This window comes from Pantoea sp. Fr+CA_20 (assembly GCF_024520835.1).
GTDB lineage: Bacteria > Pseudomonadota > Gammaproteobacteria > Enterobacterales > Enterobacteriaceae > Pantoea > Pantoea allii.
The window spans coordinates 34,507-52,065 of the sequence record NZ_JALNPN010000017.1; the positions used below are offsets into that span (position 1 = coordinate 34,507).

Sequence of the window (17,559 nt, forward strand, 5' to 3'; positions counted from 1 at the left end):
CTTTTTCCTCCGCCTCGACAGGCGTAGCTGCGGGCTGCGCACCCTTTCACTTTTCGTCTTCCTTTGCTTTGCGTTTATTTCGCAAGGTCCGACCTATGGCGGCCTGATATTACGGCTGCGCGGCGGGAATTATTTACCTGTCCTGAAAGGCGGACGTCTTAAATAAACCGGTCATCACCGGAAAACCGGGCATGCATTATTACGCATGCAGGATATCTGTTGCTTTAAATCAGGGAGATGTCGACATGAGCGACATGAAAATCGAACAAGCCGCAAGGGTTTATAACGCGCAACGTTCAGTAAAAAAATCAAAAACACCTTATGCCATCGAGCGCGAAGCACGCCATCGCACCGATGTGACGCTCAGCAATCTGCACAGCAGCTATGAAGGACTGACGCACGCAGAAGCCAAAGCGCGACTCGGCGACTATGGCCGGAATGAAGTCGTGCACGAGAAAGCGCCTTCTGCGTTTATCCAGTTGATTACGGCATTCAATAATCCGTTTATTTATGTGCTGATGGTGCTGGCACTGGTGAGCGGGATAACGGATTACTGGCTGCCGTTACGTGCCGGTGAGGAAACCGATCTTTCCGGCGTGATAATTATTCTGACCATGGTTACGCTCAGCGGGCTGTTGCGTTTCTGGCAGGAGTTTCGCACCAATCGCGCGGCCCAGGCACTGAAATCCCTGGTGCGCACTCAGGTCACCGTGCTGCGTCGGGAAGAGGGCTGTGCCATCTCCCGTCGCTACGATATTGATATGCGCGAACTGGTGCCAGGCGATGTCATTTTACTGAGCGCGGGGGATCTGGTGCCGGCTGACGTACGCCTGCTGACCTCACGCGATCTGTTTATCAGTCAGGCGATCCTGACCGGTGAATCCTTGCCTGTGGAAAAAAACGATCTCAGCGCTGGCGTGGAGATCGAAGAGCAGCCCGGTCGCAGCGTACTTGAACTCAAAAACAGCTGCCTGATGGGGACCAATGTTGCCAGCGGCACGGCCAGAGCGCTGGTCGTCGCCACCGGCAGTGAAACCTGGTTTGGTTCGCTGGCGGCTTCATTGTCTGGTCGCCGGCCGCAAACGTCATTTGACCGCGGTGTGAACAGCGTTTCCAGGCTCCTCATCCGTTTTATGCTGGTGATGGTGCCGATCGTCTTACTGCTTAATGGCTTCACCAAAGGTGACTGGATGGATGCCACGCTGTTTGCGCTGGCCGTCGCGGTGGGCCTGACACCGGAAATGCTGCCCATGATTGTCAGTGCCAATCTGGCAAAAGGCGCCATTGCCATGTCACGCCGCAAGGTCATTGTTAAACGCCTGAACGCCATTCAGAACCTGGGAGCAATGGATGTGCTCTGTACCGATAAAACCGGCACGCTGACACAGGACAATATTTTGCTGTCGGCGCACCTTAACGGCAACGGCGAAGAAGATGCGCGAGTCTTGCTGCTGGCATGGCTTAACAGCAGCAGCCAGAGTGGGGCAAAAAATTTAATGGATCGCGCGGTACTGAAATTTGGCGAGCAAAGCCTGTCTAAAGCCGCGTGCAGTCAGTTTCAGAAAGTCGACGAGCTGCCCTTTGACTTTGTCCGCCGTCGTGTGTCGGTAGTGGTGGAAGATCTGCATAACCATCGTCCGTTGTTGATCTGCAAAGGCGCGGTAGAAGAAATGCTGGCAGCGGCGACCTCGTTGCGCCAAGGCGATGCGACGATTCCACTGTGCGAGCAAAAGCGTGCAGCGTTGTTAGCGCTGACCCGTCATTACAATCAGCAGGGTTTTCGTGTGCTGCTGGTCGCTACGCGCGAGGAGGGAATATCGCTGCCGCTGTGCCGCGATGATGAGTGCGAATTAACCCTTGAAGGCATGCTGACGTTTCTGGACCCACCGAAAGAGAGCGCGGGCAAGGCAATACAGGCGCTGAAAGACAGCGGGATTAAGGTCAAAGTGCTCACTGGTGATAACCCGTTAGTGACAATGCGTGTCTGTCAGGAAATCGGGCTGGCTTCAGAAGCCATGCTGACCGGCAACGACATCGACGCCATGAGCGACGACGAACTGCGTCGGGACGTAGAACGCTGCATGATTTTTACCAAACTCACGCCTCAGCAGAAGTCACGTGTGCTTAAACTGCTGCAGCAAAATGGACACACCGTCGGCTTTCTTGGCGACGGGATCAACGATGCGCCCGCACTGCGCGAGGCGGATGTCGGGATCTCGGTCGACAGCGCGACAGATATCGCCAAAGAGTCATCGGACATTATTTTGCTGGAAAAAGATTTAGCGGTATTGGGCGAGGGCGTGCTGAAAGGGCGTGAAACCTTTGGCAATATCATCAAGTACCTGAACATGACGGCCAGTTCAAATTTTGGCAATGTGTTCTCTGTGCTGATTGCCAGTGCGTTTATTCCTTTTCTGCCTATGCTGTCTGTTCAGCTCCTGATTCAGAACCTGATGTATGACATCTCTCAGCTGGCGCTGCCCTGGGATAAAATGGACCGCGAGTTTCTGCGTAAACCCCGCAAATGGGATGCCGGTAACATCAAACGCTTTATGCTGTGGATGGGACCAACGTCTTCCATTTTCGATGTCACGACCTTTGCGCTGATGTGGTATGTGTTTGACGCGAATCATGCGGGTGCACAGTCGCTGTTCCAGTCCGGCTGGTTTGTGGAAGGCTTACTGTCACAGACGCTGGTGGTGCACATGCTACGCACGCAGAAAATCCCGTTTATTCAGAGCTGTGCCCGGTTACCCGTGCTGTTGACCACCGTGGGGATTTCCGCCGCCGGGATTCTGCTGCCATTCTCTTCGCCTGGCGCTATGGTCGGGTTAGTGCCGCTGCCATGGCACTATTTCCCCTGGCTGGTGCTGACGTTGTTGAGCTACTGCCTGGTGGCGCAGGGCATGAAAATGTTTTATATCAAACGTTTTGGGCGCTGGTATTAATCCCCCAGCGAGCAGTAAACCCATAACCTAATCAACCGCAGGTGGATGTCAGCAACGCTTTGCCCGGGCATCCACCTGTCTTCCCGCAAAATCCCCGCGTTTTTCTGCATTGCACACGTTGTTATGGATCAATTTATCAAAAGCGATGCCATAAATGTAAACCAGCCGTTAGTCATTCCCTCTCTCCCGTCGGATTTCTCTGATACAATTTGCGAAAAATTCACCGCCCCAGCGTCGGGGAATCTTCAGGTAAGCCGATATCTGCTATACCGCGTCCACCACAGCGGGCGTGGGTCGTTAACATTCCGTGTTGGTCTTCACGACGATAAGGCTGCTGTATCTGAATACGCATTTATCGTTCGGGCATGGTGCTCTACAGCGAATAATTGCGCGTCTTTCCCTGAGCAGATAAAGGTTCGTTGCCACGTATGTGTTTTTTATGGGTTATCCACGCTGTTTGTTGCCGGAGGACAGAATGCAACAGACAGAGTATGTGATTGATGAGTTGGTTCGGTATATACCGGCTCAGAGTTTGCTGTGTCTGGTGGATTCCAGCGAAACCAGCGTGCCGTTATCGCCGGCCTGCAACCATTTACTGGAAATGTTTCTGAAAAGCTCCGGCGTCGTGCTGTCCCGGGAACAGATTCTGGATAACTTCTGGCAAGAAACGGGCGCAACGCCGTCTTCTAACAGCCTGAATGCTTACGTTTCAGCAATACGGCGTGGGTTGTCCTCTCTTGGCATCGATCAGGAGGCGATCACCACCGTCTACAAAGTGGGTTTCGTTTTTAATCCGGTTATCCGTATCCAAAAAACGGAAATCCAGCCTGAGTCTTCCACGGAGGACATTCCTCCCGCCTCCTTACCGGTTACACGCCGCAGCGCGCGTCGTTACTGGGTGTTTTTCGGCATCCTGGTGCTGGTGGGGGCTGGATTTCTGCTCCCGCAGCTCATAAGAGAAAAGACGATGACGCCCATCAGCGTCGGCCAACTTAACGGCTGTGATGTGTTTTATCTTCCGGTTCACCCTGGAGAATCGACGTTTCCGACTGAAGCGGTGTGGCGCAAAATAATTGCGAGTAGCCAGATGGCCTGTCAGAAGGGCGGTCGGTATATGTTTTATGCCGACAGGAATGTTATGGCCGGACACCCTGGCAACATGTATGTCTCTTACTGCGTCAGAACAGAGAACAAAAAAATAGCATGCTCAAATTATACAGAGCTGGGATGGAGGCCGGACAATGACAACCCGTAAAAAACGCCTTGCCTCGTTGCTGGGTCTGATAACTGTCTTAGTGGGCTTGCTGGTTTATGTCAGCTATTACTACGTTAAATCGCACCGTGAAATGTTTGAATTTACCTGTGCGGCCAATTTACAACAGCGCGATGCGACGACCGACTTTCATCTGGATGCCAGCTTTGTGCTGACGCTACGTTATTCAGGCGAGGCAATGGTCTCTGTTGATGGCACCGTGCATAAAAACGGTAAAGATTACGTATTAAGACGCAATGCGGAGTTCCAGTATTCTCCCTATATCCAGTTTCTCTATAAACTCAATCATTTCACCGTCCACCGGGGCCTGCGGGATAATGTGCCTGCTAACGTCCTGAATACTGATTTTTCTTACCTCTATATCACCAAAATAACCGATATGGATGATGCGGTATTAATTGGCACACGCGTTTTACCGCTCATTGTCTGCCATACACGCTAACTGATTTACCCAACGTGCACGTTATAGCGGGCTGCATAAAACGCGGCACGTTCGCCTGAGTGCGCGCTTTTTTTGCTTTTCTGGTGCGCCTTGCGCGAGCTTCATGTCGTCTTTTTCAGATGATAGTTTTGTATTTATTTATAAAATTAGAATTTTGTATCTAATATTGGTCTCGTTTAAGTGTTTGTGGTTGTCCTTTGGCGTCATTGTTAAATTAAGCCGTCGGTAAGATTGCCGTCAGTGAGGTTTGTTGCTGTTACAGACAGGCGATCTTATCCGGGCGTTTAATTTCTTCAATGAAGTCAGGTTTTGACCTTTATACGGAGCCAGCGATGAAAAATTTAGCATATAAAATTCAGTGTGAGGCGAAATGGAATCAGCTTCAGGAAACGGAAAGAAAACCCAAAATGAAAGACGTGATGATGTGCCTGATTAAACGTCAGGCTGAAGGCATTGTGACCCGGGACGTTGCGGATGAATGTGATATGTCTATTTATGCCGCGAGAAACTGGTTACTGAAGCTGGAAAACAGTGGCTTATTAAAAAAAGAGCCAGGACGTAAATCCTGCAAATGGTTCATCCTTTAATAATTAATACATCTTATCTCTGTTCTTATAAAATACGCGGTGCGATCTGGCCTGCCTTTTATTCTTTAATGGGCGACAAATAATCAGCAGGGCGACAGCACTCAGAAAAGGGAAAATAGCCAGTTGTAACCCGGCCAGGGTGGCTTCTGGAGACGGCGTCAGCACAGCATTTAGCGGGTTGCCCATCATGACATTTCCGGCCAGCGCAGCGCCCCCGACCTGAAACATCTCCTGTTGCGCGAAGGTGCGCAGCCCCAGGAGCAATCCACTCAGGCTGCCCGACAGGCGCATATCATTGCGCAGAAAGAGCGCCAGAAAGGGCACCCGCGCATAGAAGCCGATAGCAAAGACAAACTGGCTGACTGGCAGAGCCGACGTCCATAAGCCTGGAGGCGCGGCGGTAACGGTGACACAGCTTTGAAAACGCAGCGCGGAGTCAGGCATAGTAATGAATATGCTTCTTGCCATGTACTGGCGATGACTCAATTTTAGTTCTGACCTTGAACACCTCCCACAGCAGGGATTCGGTCAGGATCTCATCTGGCGATCCCTGGGCAATCAGTTCCCCCTCCAGCATCACAATCAGCCGGTCACAGAAGAGTGCCGCATGATTCAGATCGTGGATGGCAACAATACTGGTAACCGGAAGTTCGCTGATCAGCTTCATCAACTGGAGTTGATGGTGAATATCCAGGTGGTTAGTGGGTTCATCAAGCAGAATTTCATTGGGTGCCTGCGCTAACGCTCTGGCGATATGCACGCGCTGCCGCTCCCCGCCGGAAAGACTTTGCCAGCCCTGATCGCAGCGTGAGCACATATCCACGCGCTTCAGTGCGGCTTCGACTATCTCGTCGTCCTGATGTGTCCAACTGGAAAAAGGCGAATGATGCGGGATTCGACCCAGTTTTACCACGTCACGTACGGTCATATTGGCGCTGGTTAACGCATGTTGCTCCACAAAGGCAACGCGACGGGCAAGTTGCTTTCTGGCAATGGATGACAGATCTTTGCCATCCAGCAGTACCTTGCCTTTATGTTGCTTACGCAGGCCAGCCAGCAGGCGCAACAGTGACGACTTACCGGAGCCGTTCGGCCCCAGCAAACCCACGGTTTCACCCGGTGACACCGCCAGGGAGACATCGTTAACGATAATTTTTTTTCCTACCTTCCAGGTAAGGTTTTGCGCGCTGATGCTCATTATTGCGTCCTGGAGCGATAAATAATAATTGCAAAGAAAGGCACGCCGACCAGCGCGGTAACTACGCCAACCGGCAGGCTTTGTGGCGCAATCAACATGCGCGATGCGATATCCGCCAGCACCATCAGAATTGCGCCTGCAATGGCACAGGCCACCAGCAACCGGCTGTGCAGCGGCCCAAAAAAGAAGCGCATCACATGGGGAACGACCAAACCGACAAAGCCGATCGAGCCTGCCATGCTGACAATCGTGGCGGTCATCAGGGCGGTCGCGGTGAACAGCACCAGACGGACCACGCCGACCGGAATACCCAGCGAGGCCGCTGCGTCGTCACCAAAGGTAAAGGCATCCAGCGCGCGGGAGTAGTACAGGCAGACCGCTAAGCCGATCAGCACAATCACCAGAACCAACTGAAACTCAGGCCAGCGCACGCCACTAAAGCTGCCCAGCAGCCAGAACATCACGTCACGTGCCTGTTGGGCGTTAGCCGAGGTACTGATAGTGTAAGCGGTAATGGCATTAAAGAGCTGCGATGCCGCCACACCGGCCAGAATGGTACGTTCTGTTCCGCCGCGCGCGCCGTTGGTCAGCAGAGCAACAAACGCAAAAGCGGCAAAGGCACCTGTAAAGGCACCCAGAGACAGCGAGATGGCGCCGGCGCCGACGCCCGATACCACGATCAACACCGCACCTGTTGATGCGCCAGCCGAAACGCCCAGCACATAGGGTTCGGCCAGCGCATTTTTCAACAGGCTCTGCAGGACGGCGCCGCAAATGGCCAGGCCCGCACCGCTCAGCGCCGCAACCAATGCCCGGCTTAAACGGAAATCCCAGATAACGCTTTCATGAATGCGATTAACGGGCACATCCGTCATACCCAGTTTATTGGTCACGGTGTACATCACCGATTTCAACGGTATCGACAGTTCGCCCACGCTGACGCCCAGCGCGATAACGACAAACAGCACGACGATGGCGATGAGCGCGATAGCAATAAAGCTCACATTACGTCGTACCAGCACAACCTCTTCACGCATTAATTCAGGCCCATCTTACGTAACTGTTCGCCAACCTGTTCTGCACCATAAATTGTCCGGATCGTCGGGTTCATTGCCTGACCGTCCATCACCACAATATGGCCTTTCTTCACGGCATCCAGCTGGCTGACCGCCGGGTCGCTTTTCAGGAACTTGATCTTTTCTTCGGCGTTATCCAGTTTCCAGCGGTTACGGTCAAGGCTGGTGACCACGATGACATCCGGATTGGTGGCAATAATGCTTTCCCAGCTTACGGTGGGCCACTCGGTTTCCGTGGTAATCGCGTTATGACCGCCTAACACATTGGCAATAAAACCCGATGCGCCGTTTTTACCGCCCACGTAAGCATCGGCAGACGGCGAGGAACTGGAGAACCAAAACAGGAAGGAGAGATCTTTTTTGCCTTTCGGGAAGGCTTTTCTCAGAGCGCTTTCGCGGGCTTTGAAGTCGTTGATCACCTGCTGGCCGCGATCTTCTACGTTAAAGATTTTGGCAAAATCGGCAATCTCTTCATAAACGTAGGACATATTCCACAGCGTGGCACGGCTACCGTAAATGTCGCCGGTGTTCTGTTTGGTGGCACACATGCCCGGAGACAGATAGGTATTCATCCCCACTGACTCAAAGTCTTCACGTTTGGCAACCTTGCTGTTAGGCCCCATCAGCAACTGAATCTGTGCGGCAACAAAGTCGGGATTCTTCGCCAGGATGGACTCCAGCGTGGGGATCTCCACCGTCAGTACCGGCACTTTGGCGTTTTGTTCCGCTAACTGGGGTAAGACTTTGGTCGGCCAGAATGCGCTGGCAACCATTTTATCCTGCAGTCCCAGCAACAGCAGAATCTCAGCGGTATTCTGCCCAAGCGCCACCACGCGTTCGGGTGCCTTAGTAAAGGTTTCTTTCTGACCACAGTTTTCAATCGTCAGAGGATAAGTGGTTGCCCAGGCGGAACTCGTCGTCAGGAAAATAAAACTCAACAGGCTAAGCATTTTTTTCATTTGTTATGTCCATCAATAAAATGAGACTGCGTGCTTTTAACATTCTGGCGCGGCGAATTTTATCAGACATAAAATGTAAATAGAAATCATTATTAAATGGGTTATCTTTTTGCCGAAATGTATAAAAATAACTTGAGTGATTAAAAGGACGTAACCTGACCGGTGGATATAGAAATAAATAACATTGAGCTAAAACAGGGGCGTAAATAATCCGCAGAAGTGAAGGTGGTGATGATTAACCTTATGATAGATAAAATAATATTAACCATATGAAACGTGATTAATGCGACGGCAGGGCGTTCCGGGGCGCGGGTTGACCCGGCCGCAGGTGCGTACAGCGCCAAATGACCTGGCTGCTGCCTGGGCAGCGTCCGCAACGCTATCGGCAGGGCCCGTCTGCTCCATCTCTGCTCCATCATCCACACAAACTCCAGCAATCTATTCTGCTTATCATCCTGCCACTTTCGTGGAGGATGAAATGAACAGGCTGAACTACATCGCTAAATATGTGGAATATAACCTCAAAGTCGCGAGGTATTTCCTTATCAATGACACACGTTTTCATACGCAACGACTGCGCACGTTGCTAAACAGAGAGCCGAATCTGATTCATCCTGTCACGCTGAATGAAAAAATGTGCTATCGACTGATTTATGACAGGAACCCGCTTTATACGCGGCTGGCAGATAAACTCGCCGTGCGTGAATATGTGCTCAGTCGAACCGATGAACTGATGATCGCGCCGTTAATTAATACCTATAAAAACACCAGAGATATCGATTTTAACACCTTGCCAAATAGCTTCGTTATTAAGTGTAACCACGACAGTGGCAGCACGATAATTTGCAAAGATAAAGGTACGTTCAATACGCAAGCCGCGTTATTAACGCTGGATTTGGCCATGAAGAAAAATATGTATTACTGCACACGAGAATGGCAATACAAAGACATCGTGCCAACCCTTCTTTGTGAAGAATATATTGAGCTGTTCGAGGGGCGGGACAGAGGCACGACGCCTGAAATGTTGCGCATTCACTGCTTTGCGGGTTGTGCGAGTTTTATTGAAGCCGACTTCACCGATGAGCAGGGCAGGGAATATGTGAATGTCTACAACAGAAAATGGGAACTGCAGCCATTCCAGATTGAGTATCCCAACCATCCTGCTTCGATACCGGAACCTGCGCTGTTCTATCGCGCACTCTCTGCTGCCCAGGCGCTGGCAAAAGACATTGACTACTGCAGAGTGGATATCATGCTCAAAGACGACAGCCTGTACTTCAGCGAAATAACCTTAACGCCCCAGCGCGGCAAGCTCAAAATCCTGCCTCTGGAATGGGATGCTAAGCTTGGCGCGATGTGGCAACAGCAGGCGTACCATAAAACCCACCGCTTTCCTTCCAGCCCAGCGGTGGATCTACGCTAAAGGGCTACGGGCCAGCGCAGTAAAAACAGTGAACCGCCCTGAGAGGAGGTCTGATAACTGATGTCGCCACCGTGGGCCTGCATAATCGCCTTCGCGACCGATAAACCCAGCCCACATCCCGCTGGGTTTATCGCCCGTCCCGCCGTGCCGCGTTGAAATGGCTCAAACATATGACGCTGGAAATCCTCGTGCACCCCGGGGCCAGCATCTTCCACCTCAATAAAAAACGTGTTGTCCCGGTGTCCGCTGCGCACCCGGATGACGCCCGGCGTGGCGTAATTAAGGGCGTTATCAAATAAGATGGTCAGGCACTGAATAATCCGCAGCGGATCACATTGCGTAACGGCAGTATTTTGCTCAATGATCAGGTTAAATCCCTGCTCGCTAAACTGATGGCAAAACGAGGCGCTAACGTTCTCCAGCACGTCGTTAAAGGCGACGGGTTTAACATCCAGCATAAAAGAACCGCCTTCAGCCGCCCCCACGACGCGTAAATCGTCGATAAGCCGGGATAATCCCTCTGTCTGCCGCAAAAGACTTTTGAACAGCTGCGGATCGGGCTCAAATACCTCTTCTACCAGTCCCTGTAGCCTGCCGCGTAAAATCGTGACGGGCGTTCTGAGCTCATGGGCAATGGCGGCATTCCAGGACTTGCGTTCGTTATCCAGCGTCTGCAACTTTTCTGCCATTTCGTTAAAGTCTCTGACCAGAATATTGACCTCACCAAGGCGGCTCTGACTGTTAGCGGCGCGGGCACTTAAATCCCCCTGAGAAATGCGGCGTAAACTGGTGGCAACGGAACTCAGTGGATTCAGTATTTTGGCGGAGAGCTTAAAAGCAAAAAGTAAGGCAATCAGGAAGCTGATTACAGAACTGATCGCTATCCAGACCCAGTCAAAGACCGTCATGCTTTCACTGTTACTGGCGGATAAACCGCCGGGGAAATTATCGATGATAAAGCTGTAGAACAGGTAGGAGCCCACCACAGCGACGATAATGATAGTAAATGTCAGAGACAGCATAAACAGGAGGATTTGCCGACTGAGCGCTTTGTCTTTGTTCACTTCTGTTCACCCAGTCGATAGCCTATTCCACGAATACTTTCTGGCACGCCGGATAAACCACAGCTTTCAAATTTTTTACGTAACTTGCTCATATGGCTGTCTACCGTTCTGTCGAGCGTATCGCTTTCGGGCAGGCAGGCATTAAGCAACTCTTCGCGGCTAAAGACTTTACGGGGATATTTTGCCATGTGCGTTAGCAGCTTAAATTCTGTGGTCGTCAGAACGGGCGTAAACGTCTGTCCATCGCTGTGGATCTCAACAGAGAACTCATCGGGATAGATGGTCATAAAGCGGGTTCTTATCAGGGTTTGTGGTGGGGCCTGCGTTTTGGCTCTGCGCAGAACGGCTTCGATGCGGGCGACCACTTCCGACGGGTTAAAGGGCTTAACAATATAGTCATCGGCACCCAGACGAAGCCCCATCAGTTTATCGATATCCTGATCCAGCGCGGTAACCATAATCACCGGCGTGTTGCTGTCTTTACGCAAGGAGGAAAGCACGTTCCAGCCATCGATTAACGGCAGTTGAATGTCCAGCAGCACCAGGTCAGGCTGTAAGCTTTTGATTAAGGCCAGGGCGTTTTCGCCATCTGCCGCATGTACGGCTTTCATTCCGGCGCGTTTGATGTAACTGATTAAGATATCAGAAATTTCAAAGTCATCCTCTGCCACCAGGATTAGATTATCGTTACTCATAACGCCCTCAAGATGAATAAAACCTGTTGCGGATGATGAGGGCAGCACAGTCAGACATTAAGCTCGCCCTTGCATCAGGAACATTACGCCTGTCAGTACAGGCAGACCAGCAAAAGCACCGGGCCGGGCAGCAGAATAAAACGACCTGCCTGCCATTCGCACACCGCGAGGTGACCGGGTCGCGCGGTGATGCGGCGACGGGGAACGCTATCAGCGTCCGCACCACTCTTTCTGCAAGATGGCGAAAATCAGCGTGTTTTCATAGAGGGTTATGCCGTCATCATCAGTAAATGACACATGCTCTTTGAAACAGCCCTCCAGCCGCATTCCCAGACGCTGGCATAACTTTTGCGAGCCGTCGTTATAATCCGCAACGTAGGCGTAAATGCGCCTCACATTTTTCACCTTGAATAAGTAATTAAACAGGCAGGTTGCGGCTTCCTGAGCAAAGCCATGACCATGATATTCAGGATTAAGATACCATCCCACGCTCATTGTCTTCGCGTCAGGCTCGTCGTCGTTAGAGGCAAAAAAATGGCCGATTAAGGTATCCGTCTGTTTCAGGCACAGGGCAAACTGCGTCGCGTCGCGGCTTCTGTTTTTTGCTTCCTGCACGGCGGCGGCAAAATCCTCCAGCTTCTCATCCAAAAAACAGGCTGGGTAAGGATCGGATAAATACGCAAACAGGCCCGCCGCATCCTGTTCCATAAATTTTCTGATGATTAACCTTTCGGATTCGGCTATTTTCATATCAGATTTTTCCCGGTGAAATAGACAGGAGGGTTATTTTTGTCCTGTGCTGTATTAATCTGTTTAATGAATAAATTTTGGCGTATATTACGTCCTGCGCTTTTAGGTTGTCTATCTAATATATTACTTTATGAATAAATTTCTTTAACTTTTACGCATCCATACTCTCTCCATAAATTTTACATAATAGGTCATTGTTAACGGATTACACTCCGGAATAATGCGCATTATTAGAGAGTATGTGTGATGACGCCCCGGAATTTAATAAAATTAAACTTTTGTGTTTTATTTTTGTTACTGTTCGCCACCGGTTTAAATCCCGCAACAGTTTTATCACAACATCCTTATATGACCGTTCAGGGGAAAAGCGTCATAGCGACGCCGTTCCGTCCTGTGAAAACCCTCAGTCGTTCTGCCGGGCGTACAGCCCAGAAAACGCTCTGGGAGGCGGTGGCTACCCATGCACTGGCCTGCCGGGGAGGCCGCGCAACCCGGCTTTTATATAAGGCTGCTCTGCGCCGACTCAGGGAGCCGTGAACGCATACAGCAGGCAAGCCAGTCACGATGATGTTGGTTTGACAGACAACGTTTTACATCAGAAATCACGCGAGGGCGCGTGAATAACAGCACAACAGATGAGGGCTTTGGTCAGCATCTTTCTTTTGTTCAGTCAGGGTAAATCATGCCTCAGTTTTTTATTAATCGACCCATCTTTGCCTGGGTAATTGCCGTCTTTATTATCTTGTTTGGTCTGCTCTCCATTCCAAAATTGCCTGTCGCACTTTACCCCTCGGTCGCACCGCCAACCATCAGCATTAACGCTTCTTATCCAGGCTCGACGCCGGAAAGCATGAATAACAGTGTGGTGGCGCTGATTGAGCGCGAGCTTTCATCGGTTAAGCATGTGCTGTATTACGAATCGTCCAGCGATACCAGTGGCATGGCGACGATAACGGTGACCTTTGCGCCAGGCACCGATCCGGAACTGGCCCAGGTGGACGTGCAAAACCGCATCAAAGTGATTGAGTCGCGGCTGCCGCAGGTCGTGCGGCAGAATGGACTGAGCGTTGAAGCCTCAGGCGCTAACTTTTTGATGATCGTCGGACTGACGTCGAAGGACGGCAAGCTCACCGAGGCCGATCTCAGCGATTATTTTTCGCGTAATCTTTCAGAAGAGCTTCGCCGGGTTGAGGGCGTCGGCCGCGTTCAGCTGTTTGGTGCAGAGAAAGCGATGCGAATCTGGGTGGACCCGGTAAGGCTTAGCCAGTATCGCCTGACCATCAGCGATGTCAGTCGGGCCATTACTACCGAAAATACCCAGATTGCGCCCGGACGTACCGGCGACTCGCCAGCGGTTGCCGGTCAGCAGGTTAGCTATCCATTACTGGTTAAAGGACAGCTTGGTTCACCGCAGGAGTTCGCGAATATCACCCTGCGCGCAAATCCGGATGGCTCACGCGTGGTGCTGAGCGATGTGGCGCGAGTGGAACTCGGCTCACAAACGTACAGTTTTGCCAGCCGTGAAAACGGACATGTTTCGACCGCCGCGGCTATCCAGCTTTCGTCCGGCGCAAATGCGGTAAAAACCGCAGAGCGGATCAAACTCCGCCTGAACGAGCTGAGGCAGGCCATGCCAGAGGGCATGGCTTACAGCATTCCTTTTGATACCACGCCGTTTGTGAAGATCTCTATCGAGAAGGTGATTCATACCTTTATAGAAGCCATGATTCTGGTCTTCCTGGTGATGTACCTGTTCCTGCAGAACGTTCGCTATACCTTTATCCCTGCCATCGTTGCGCCCATCGCCCTGCTGGGCACCTTTACCGTTATGCTGCTGGCCGGTTTCTCGGTCAACGTGTTAACCATGTTCGGTATGGTTCTGGCGATAGGGATTATCGTTGACGATGCGATAGTGGTGGTTGAAAACGTCGAGCGAATCATGGCGGAAGAGGGGCTCGGTCCAAAAGAAGCGACGCAAAAGGCGATGAAAGAGATAACCGGTGCGGTAATCGGTATCACCCTTGTGCTGAGTGCCGTCTTCATTCCCATGGCGATGGCCAGCGGCTCTGTCGGGGCGATTTACCGGCAGTTTACGCTCTCCATGGCGGTTTCCATCTTAATCTCTGCCTTCCTGGCGCTCAGCCTGACGCCTGCGCTGTGCGCCACGCTGTTAAAATCCACTGATAAGCATGCCCATCAGAAAAAAGGCTTTTTTGGCTGGTTTAACAATAAGTTTGCCGCCATGACTCACCTTTATGGTCGCGGCGTAAGCCGCTTATTAAAACGGGTGGGTGGCGCACTGGGGGTTTATCTGGCCCTGTGTCTGCTGCTTGTCCTTGCGATGAAAAACCTGCCTTCTTCGTTTCTGCCGGAAGAGGACCAGGGATTCTTTATGACCTCTATTCAGCTACCGTCAGACGCTACGAGTGAGCGCACGCTAAAAGTGGTTAAAGCGTTCGAACAGCAGGTGCTTTCAAGCCCCGCTATCCAGTCAAGCATCGCGATTATGGGGTTCAGCTTTGCGGGGTCCGGCCCCAACTCCGCCATGGCCTTCACGACGTTAAAAGACTGGGGCGAACGGCAGGGGGCCACTGCCTTTTCCGAAGCCGAACGTGCTCAGAAAGTGATGTCGGCTAATCCCGACGCGGATACCTTCAACCTGATCCCGCCGGCCATTGACGGACTGGGTAATTCATCGGGTTTTACCCTTCGCCTGCAGGATCACGCTGGTAAAGGCTATGCAGCGCTGAAAGAGGCGGAAGAGCAGCTACTGGCCCTGGCGGCGAAAAGCCATGTGGTGCGGGATGTGTACGTTGACGGTTTACCCGATGGGCAGATGATCAGGCTTAATATCGATCGGCAAAAGGCCTTTGCCATGGGGGTTTCTTTTGACGAAATCAGCCAGACGCTGTCCGGTGCGATGGGGTCGCTTTACGTTAATGATTTCCCAAACAGCGATCGTATGCAGCAGGTCATCATTCAGGCCGACGCGAAATATCGTATGCAGCTCGACGATATACTCGGATTGTATGTTCGTAATGCGACGGACGGGATGGTTCAGCTCTCTGAATTCGTTCATGCCGACTGGGAAACAGCACCATTGCAGTTAGTCCGCTATCAGGGCTATCAGTCCATAAAGATAAACGGCAATCCCGCACAGGGATATTCAAGCGGCGATGCGCTTAACGAGATGAGTCGCCTGGCTAAACAGCTGCCCGAAGGATTCGCGATTGAGTGGACCGGCGGCTCGTTGCAGGAGCAGCAATCGGCTTCCGAAGCGCCGATGCTGATGGTGTTGTCCATGCTGGTGGTGTTCCTGGTGCTGGCAGCCCTTTATGAAAGCTGGTCAGTCCCGGTCTCCGTTATGCTGGTTGTGCCACTTGGGCTGCTGGGCGCGGTCATTGCCGTCAGCCTGATGAATATGCAGAATGATGTTTTCTTCAAAGTCGGCATGATCACCATCATTGGACTATCCGCAAAAAATGCCATTCTGATTGTCGAATTTGCTAAACAGATGCACGAAGGGGGAAAAGGGCTGGTTGAGGCAACGCTGGAAGCTTCGCGTATGCGTTTACGACCTATCCTGATGACATCACTTGCCTTCACGTTAGGCGTGATGCCATTGATGCTGGCTAGCGGGGCCAGTGCCAGAACGCAGCAGGCGATTGGCAGCGGCGTGTTTGGCGGCATGATCAGCGGCACGCTGCTGGCAATATTCTTTGTACCGCTGTTCTACTTTTCCGTTATGAAAGTCACAGAGAAGTTGGCGCGTAAAAGGTCTTAACAGTCCTTGAAAAACGGACGTGATGGCAAGCCTGAACCCGGTATGCTGTCGCGTCCTTTCCGTCTGCCTCGCAGCCAGGCCTGCCATAAAAGTATAAAAAACCGTTCAAGAGCATCATGCTATACGGCGCGGCCTGTCCGGTGGGCTGTGATGATGTGGATTACCACGATTGGCGGCGTGCGTTTATGACAGAAAAGCCAGCTCACAGGAGCTGGCTTTGTACGAGTAAGGTCTTATCAGAACTGATAAACCAGACCTACAGCAACGATATCATCCGTTGAGATACCGGCTGCTTTGGTGAAGTCATTGTCATCCAGCAGGTTGATTTTATAATCGACAATCGCTGACATGTTTTTGTTGAAGTAATAGGCCGCGCCCACGCCCACGTATTTCACCAGATCCTGGTCGCCAAAATTGCCTTCAATATCCTTGCCTTTGGACTGCAGGTAAGCAAGGCTTGGACGCAGGCCAAAGTCGAACTGGTACTGCGCGACCATTTCGAAATTTTGCGCTTTGTTAGCGAAACCGATGGCACCATTACCGATGCGGGTGGCGTTATAGGTCTGAGTGAACTGCGCTGCCAGGTAAATATTATTGGCATCATATTTCAAACCGCCGGTATAGGTTTCGGCATTATCACCTTCACCCAGTGCCAGACCATTTTGGTCCAGAGTACGTTTGGAGTGAGAATAGGCCAGACCTGCGCTGATACCGTCCCAGAAGGTATAGGTTACAGCCGCACCGTAGCCATCACCATTTTGCTTCGCAGCGGCACGCCCGTTATTGGTGGCGCCTTCTCCGTTATTGCCCCCGTTTCTGCCCTGATACTGCAAGGCAAAGTTCAGGCCGTCAACCTGACCGAAGAAGTCGGTGTTACGGTAGGTCGCCAGGCCGTTGGCACGCTGCTGCATAAAGTTATCAGAACCGTAAGTGTCGCCGCCAAACTCAGGTAACACATCGGTCCATGAGGTCACATCGTAAACCACACCGTAATTACGGCCATAGTTAAACGAGCCATAGTCACCGTATTTCAGACCTGCAAAGCCCAGGCGGGTCCATGACTGATCGTTGTCACTTTCCGTTTTATTAGCCTGCATATTGTATTCCCACTGACCAAAGCCAGTCAGTTGATCGGTAATCTGCGTCTCGCCTTTAATGCCCAGACGAGCATAGGACTGATCACCATCTTCACCTTTGTCATCTGAGAAATAATGTAAGCCCTGTACTTTGCCGTACAGATCAAGTTTGTTTCCATCTTTGTTATAAACTTCAGCAGCATTTGTTGTACCTGCTGCTAACAATGTAGTTACTGCCACTGCAACTAATTTAAGTTTCATGTGAGAAGTCCTTTTATTTATCT

14 protein-coding genes and 1 pseudogene are annotated in these 17,559 nt (G+C 51.5%); 6 read left to right on the plus strand and 9 right to left on the minus strand.

Annotated features, from left to right (window positions below):
- The first annotated feature begins 245 nt into the window (after nt 1–245).
- Nucleotides 246–2,948 carry a magnesium-translocating P-type ATPase gene (gene mgtA, locus NR177_RS17900; RefSeq protein ID WP_256853341.1) on the plus strand — a complete coding sequence of 901 codons (2,703 nt, stop codon included), beginning with the start codon at nt 246–248 and terminating at the stop codon, nt 2,946–2,948.
- A gap of 220 nt (nt 2,949–3,168) precedes the next feature.
- Here the strand turns inward: mgtA and NR177_RS17905 are convergent, their stop codons facing one another.
- Nucleotides 3,169–3,300 (minus strand): hypothetical protein, encoded by a 132-nt coding sequence (locus tag NR177_RS17905; protein ID WP_255474508.1) that lies wholly within the window; start codon nt 3,298–3,300, stop codon nt 3,169–3,171.
- A 123-nt stretch (nt 3,301–3,423) separates the two neighbouring features.
- Between NR177_RS17905 and NR177_RS17910 the strand changes: the two genes are divergently transcribed.
- The 3 genes from NR177_RS17910 (at nt 3,424) to NR177_RS17920 (ending at nt 5,250) form a co-directional block, all read left to right on the plus strand.
- Nucleotides 3,424–4,203 (plus strand): helix-turn-helix domain-containing protein, encoded by a 780-nt coding sequence (locus NR177_RS17910; RefSeq protein WP_256853342.1) that lies wholly within the window; start codon nt 3,424–3,426, stop codon nt 4,201–4,203.
- Nucleotides 4,190–4,663, plus strand: coding sequence for a hypothetical protein (locus NR177_RS17915; RefSeq protein WP_109717464.1), 474 nt, complete (start codon nt 4,190–4,192; stop codon nt 4,661–4,663). Before NR177_RS17910 ends, NR177_RS17915 begins: the two co-directional genes overlap by 14 nt.
- A 332-nt stretch (nt 4,664–4,995) precedes the next feature.
- Nucleotides 4,996–5,250 carry a FaeA/PapI family transcriptional regulator gene (locus NR177_RS17920; RefSeq protein WP_063881235.1) on the plus strand — a complete coding sequence of 85 codons (255 nt, stop codon included), beginning with the start codon at nt 4,996–4,998 and terminating at the stop codon, nt 5,248–5,250.
- A gap of 210 nt (nt 5,251–5,460) precedes the next feature.
- On the opposite strand, the pseudogene NR177_RS17925 reads toward NR177_RS17920, so the two are convergent.
- The 4 genes and pseudogenes from NR177_RS17925 to NR177_RS17940 all read right to left on the minus strand — a co-directional run.
- Nucleotides 5,461–5,619 (minus strand): annotated as a pseudogene (locus tag NR177_RS17925) (MFS transporter); the annotation flags it as partial.
- Nucleotides 5,620–5,686: 67 nt separating this feature from the next.
- Nucleotides 5,687–6,448, minus strand: a complete 762-nt coding sequence (locus NR177_RS17930; protein ID WP_096012751.1) for an ABC transporter ATP-binding protein — start codon at nt 6,446–6,448, stop codon at nt 5,687–5,689.
- On the minus strand, nt 6,448–7,485 hold the full coding sequence (locus NR177_RS17935; protein ID WP_063880664.1) for an iron ABC transporter permease: 1,038 nt from the start codon (nt 7,483–7,485) through the stop codon (nt 6,448–6,450). The genes NR177_RS17930 and NR177_RS17935 overlap by 1 nt, the downstream gene beginning before the upstream one ends.
- On the minus strand, nt 7,485–8,483 hold the full coding sequence (locus tag NR177_RS17940; protein WP_063880663.1) for an ABC transporter substrate-binding protein: 999 nt from the start codon (nt 8,481–8,483) through the stop codon (nt 7,485–7,487). The genes NR177_RS17935 and NR177_RS17940 overlap by 1 nt, the downstream gene beginning before the upstream one ends.
- 478 nt (nt 8,484–8,961) lie before the next feature.
- On the opposite strand from NR177_RS17940, the gene NR177_RS17945 reads away from it, so the two are divergent.
- Nucleotides 8,962–9,906 carry an ATP-grasp fold amidoligase family protein gene (locus NR177_RS17945; RefSeq protein ID WP_256853343.1) on the plus strand — a complete coding sequence of 315 codons (945 nt, stop codon included), beginning with the start codon at nt 8,962–8,964 and terminating at the stop codon, nt 9,904–9,906.
- Here NR177_RS17945 and NR177_RS17950 read toward each other — a convergent pair.
- The 3 genes from NR177_RS17950 to NR177_RS17960 all read right to left on the minus strand — a co-directional run bounded on the left by NR177_RS17950 (nt 9,903) and on the right by NR177_RS17960 (nt 12,415).
- Nucleotides 9,903–10,970: an ATP-binding protein gene (locus NR177_RS17950; RefSeq protein WP_256853344.1), complete on the minus strand. Its 1,068-nt coding sequence runs from the start codon at nt 10,968–10,970 to the stop codon at nt 9,903–9,905. The genes NR177_RS17945 and NR177_RS17950 overlap by 4 nt on opposite strands.
- Nucleotides 10,967–11,665 (minus strand): response regulator, encoded by a 699-nt coding sequence (locus NR177_RS17955; RefSeq protein ID WP_256853345.1) that lies wholly within the window; start codon nt 11,663–11,665, stop codon nt 10,967–10,969. Before NR177_RS17955 ends, NR177_RS17950 begins: the two co-directional genes overlap by 4 nt.
- Nucleotides 11,666–11,875: 210 nt before the next feature.
- Entirely contained in the window at nt 11,876–12,415 is a 540-nt protein-coding gene (locus NR177_RS17960; RefSeq protein ID WP_256853346.1) for a GNAT family N-acetyltransferase, read from the minus strand.
- 682 nt (nt 12,416–13,097) lie between these two features.
- Between NR177_RS17960 and NR177_RS17965 the strand changes: the two genes are divergently transcribed.
- Complete coding sequence (locus NR177_RS17965; RefSeq protein WP_256853347.1) at nt 13,098–16,199, plus strand: efflux RND transporter permease subunit; 3,102 nt, start codon at nt 13,098–13,100, stop codon at nt 16,197–16,199.
- Nucleotides 16,200–16,435: 236 nt separating this feature from the next.
- On the opposite strand, the gene ompC is transcribed toward NR177_RS17965, so the two are convergent.
- Nucleotides 16,436–17,536, minus strand: coding sequence for a porin OmpC (gene ompC / locus NR177_RS17970; RefSeq protein WP_256853348.1), 1,101 nt, complete (start codon nt 17,534–17,536; stop codon nt 16,436–16,438).
- Between the last annotated feature and the right edge of the window lie 23 nt (nt 17,537–17,559).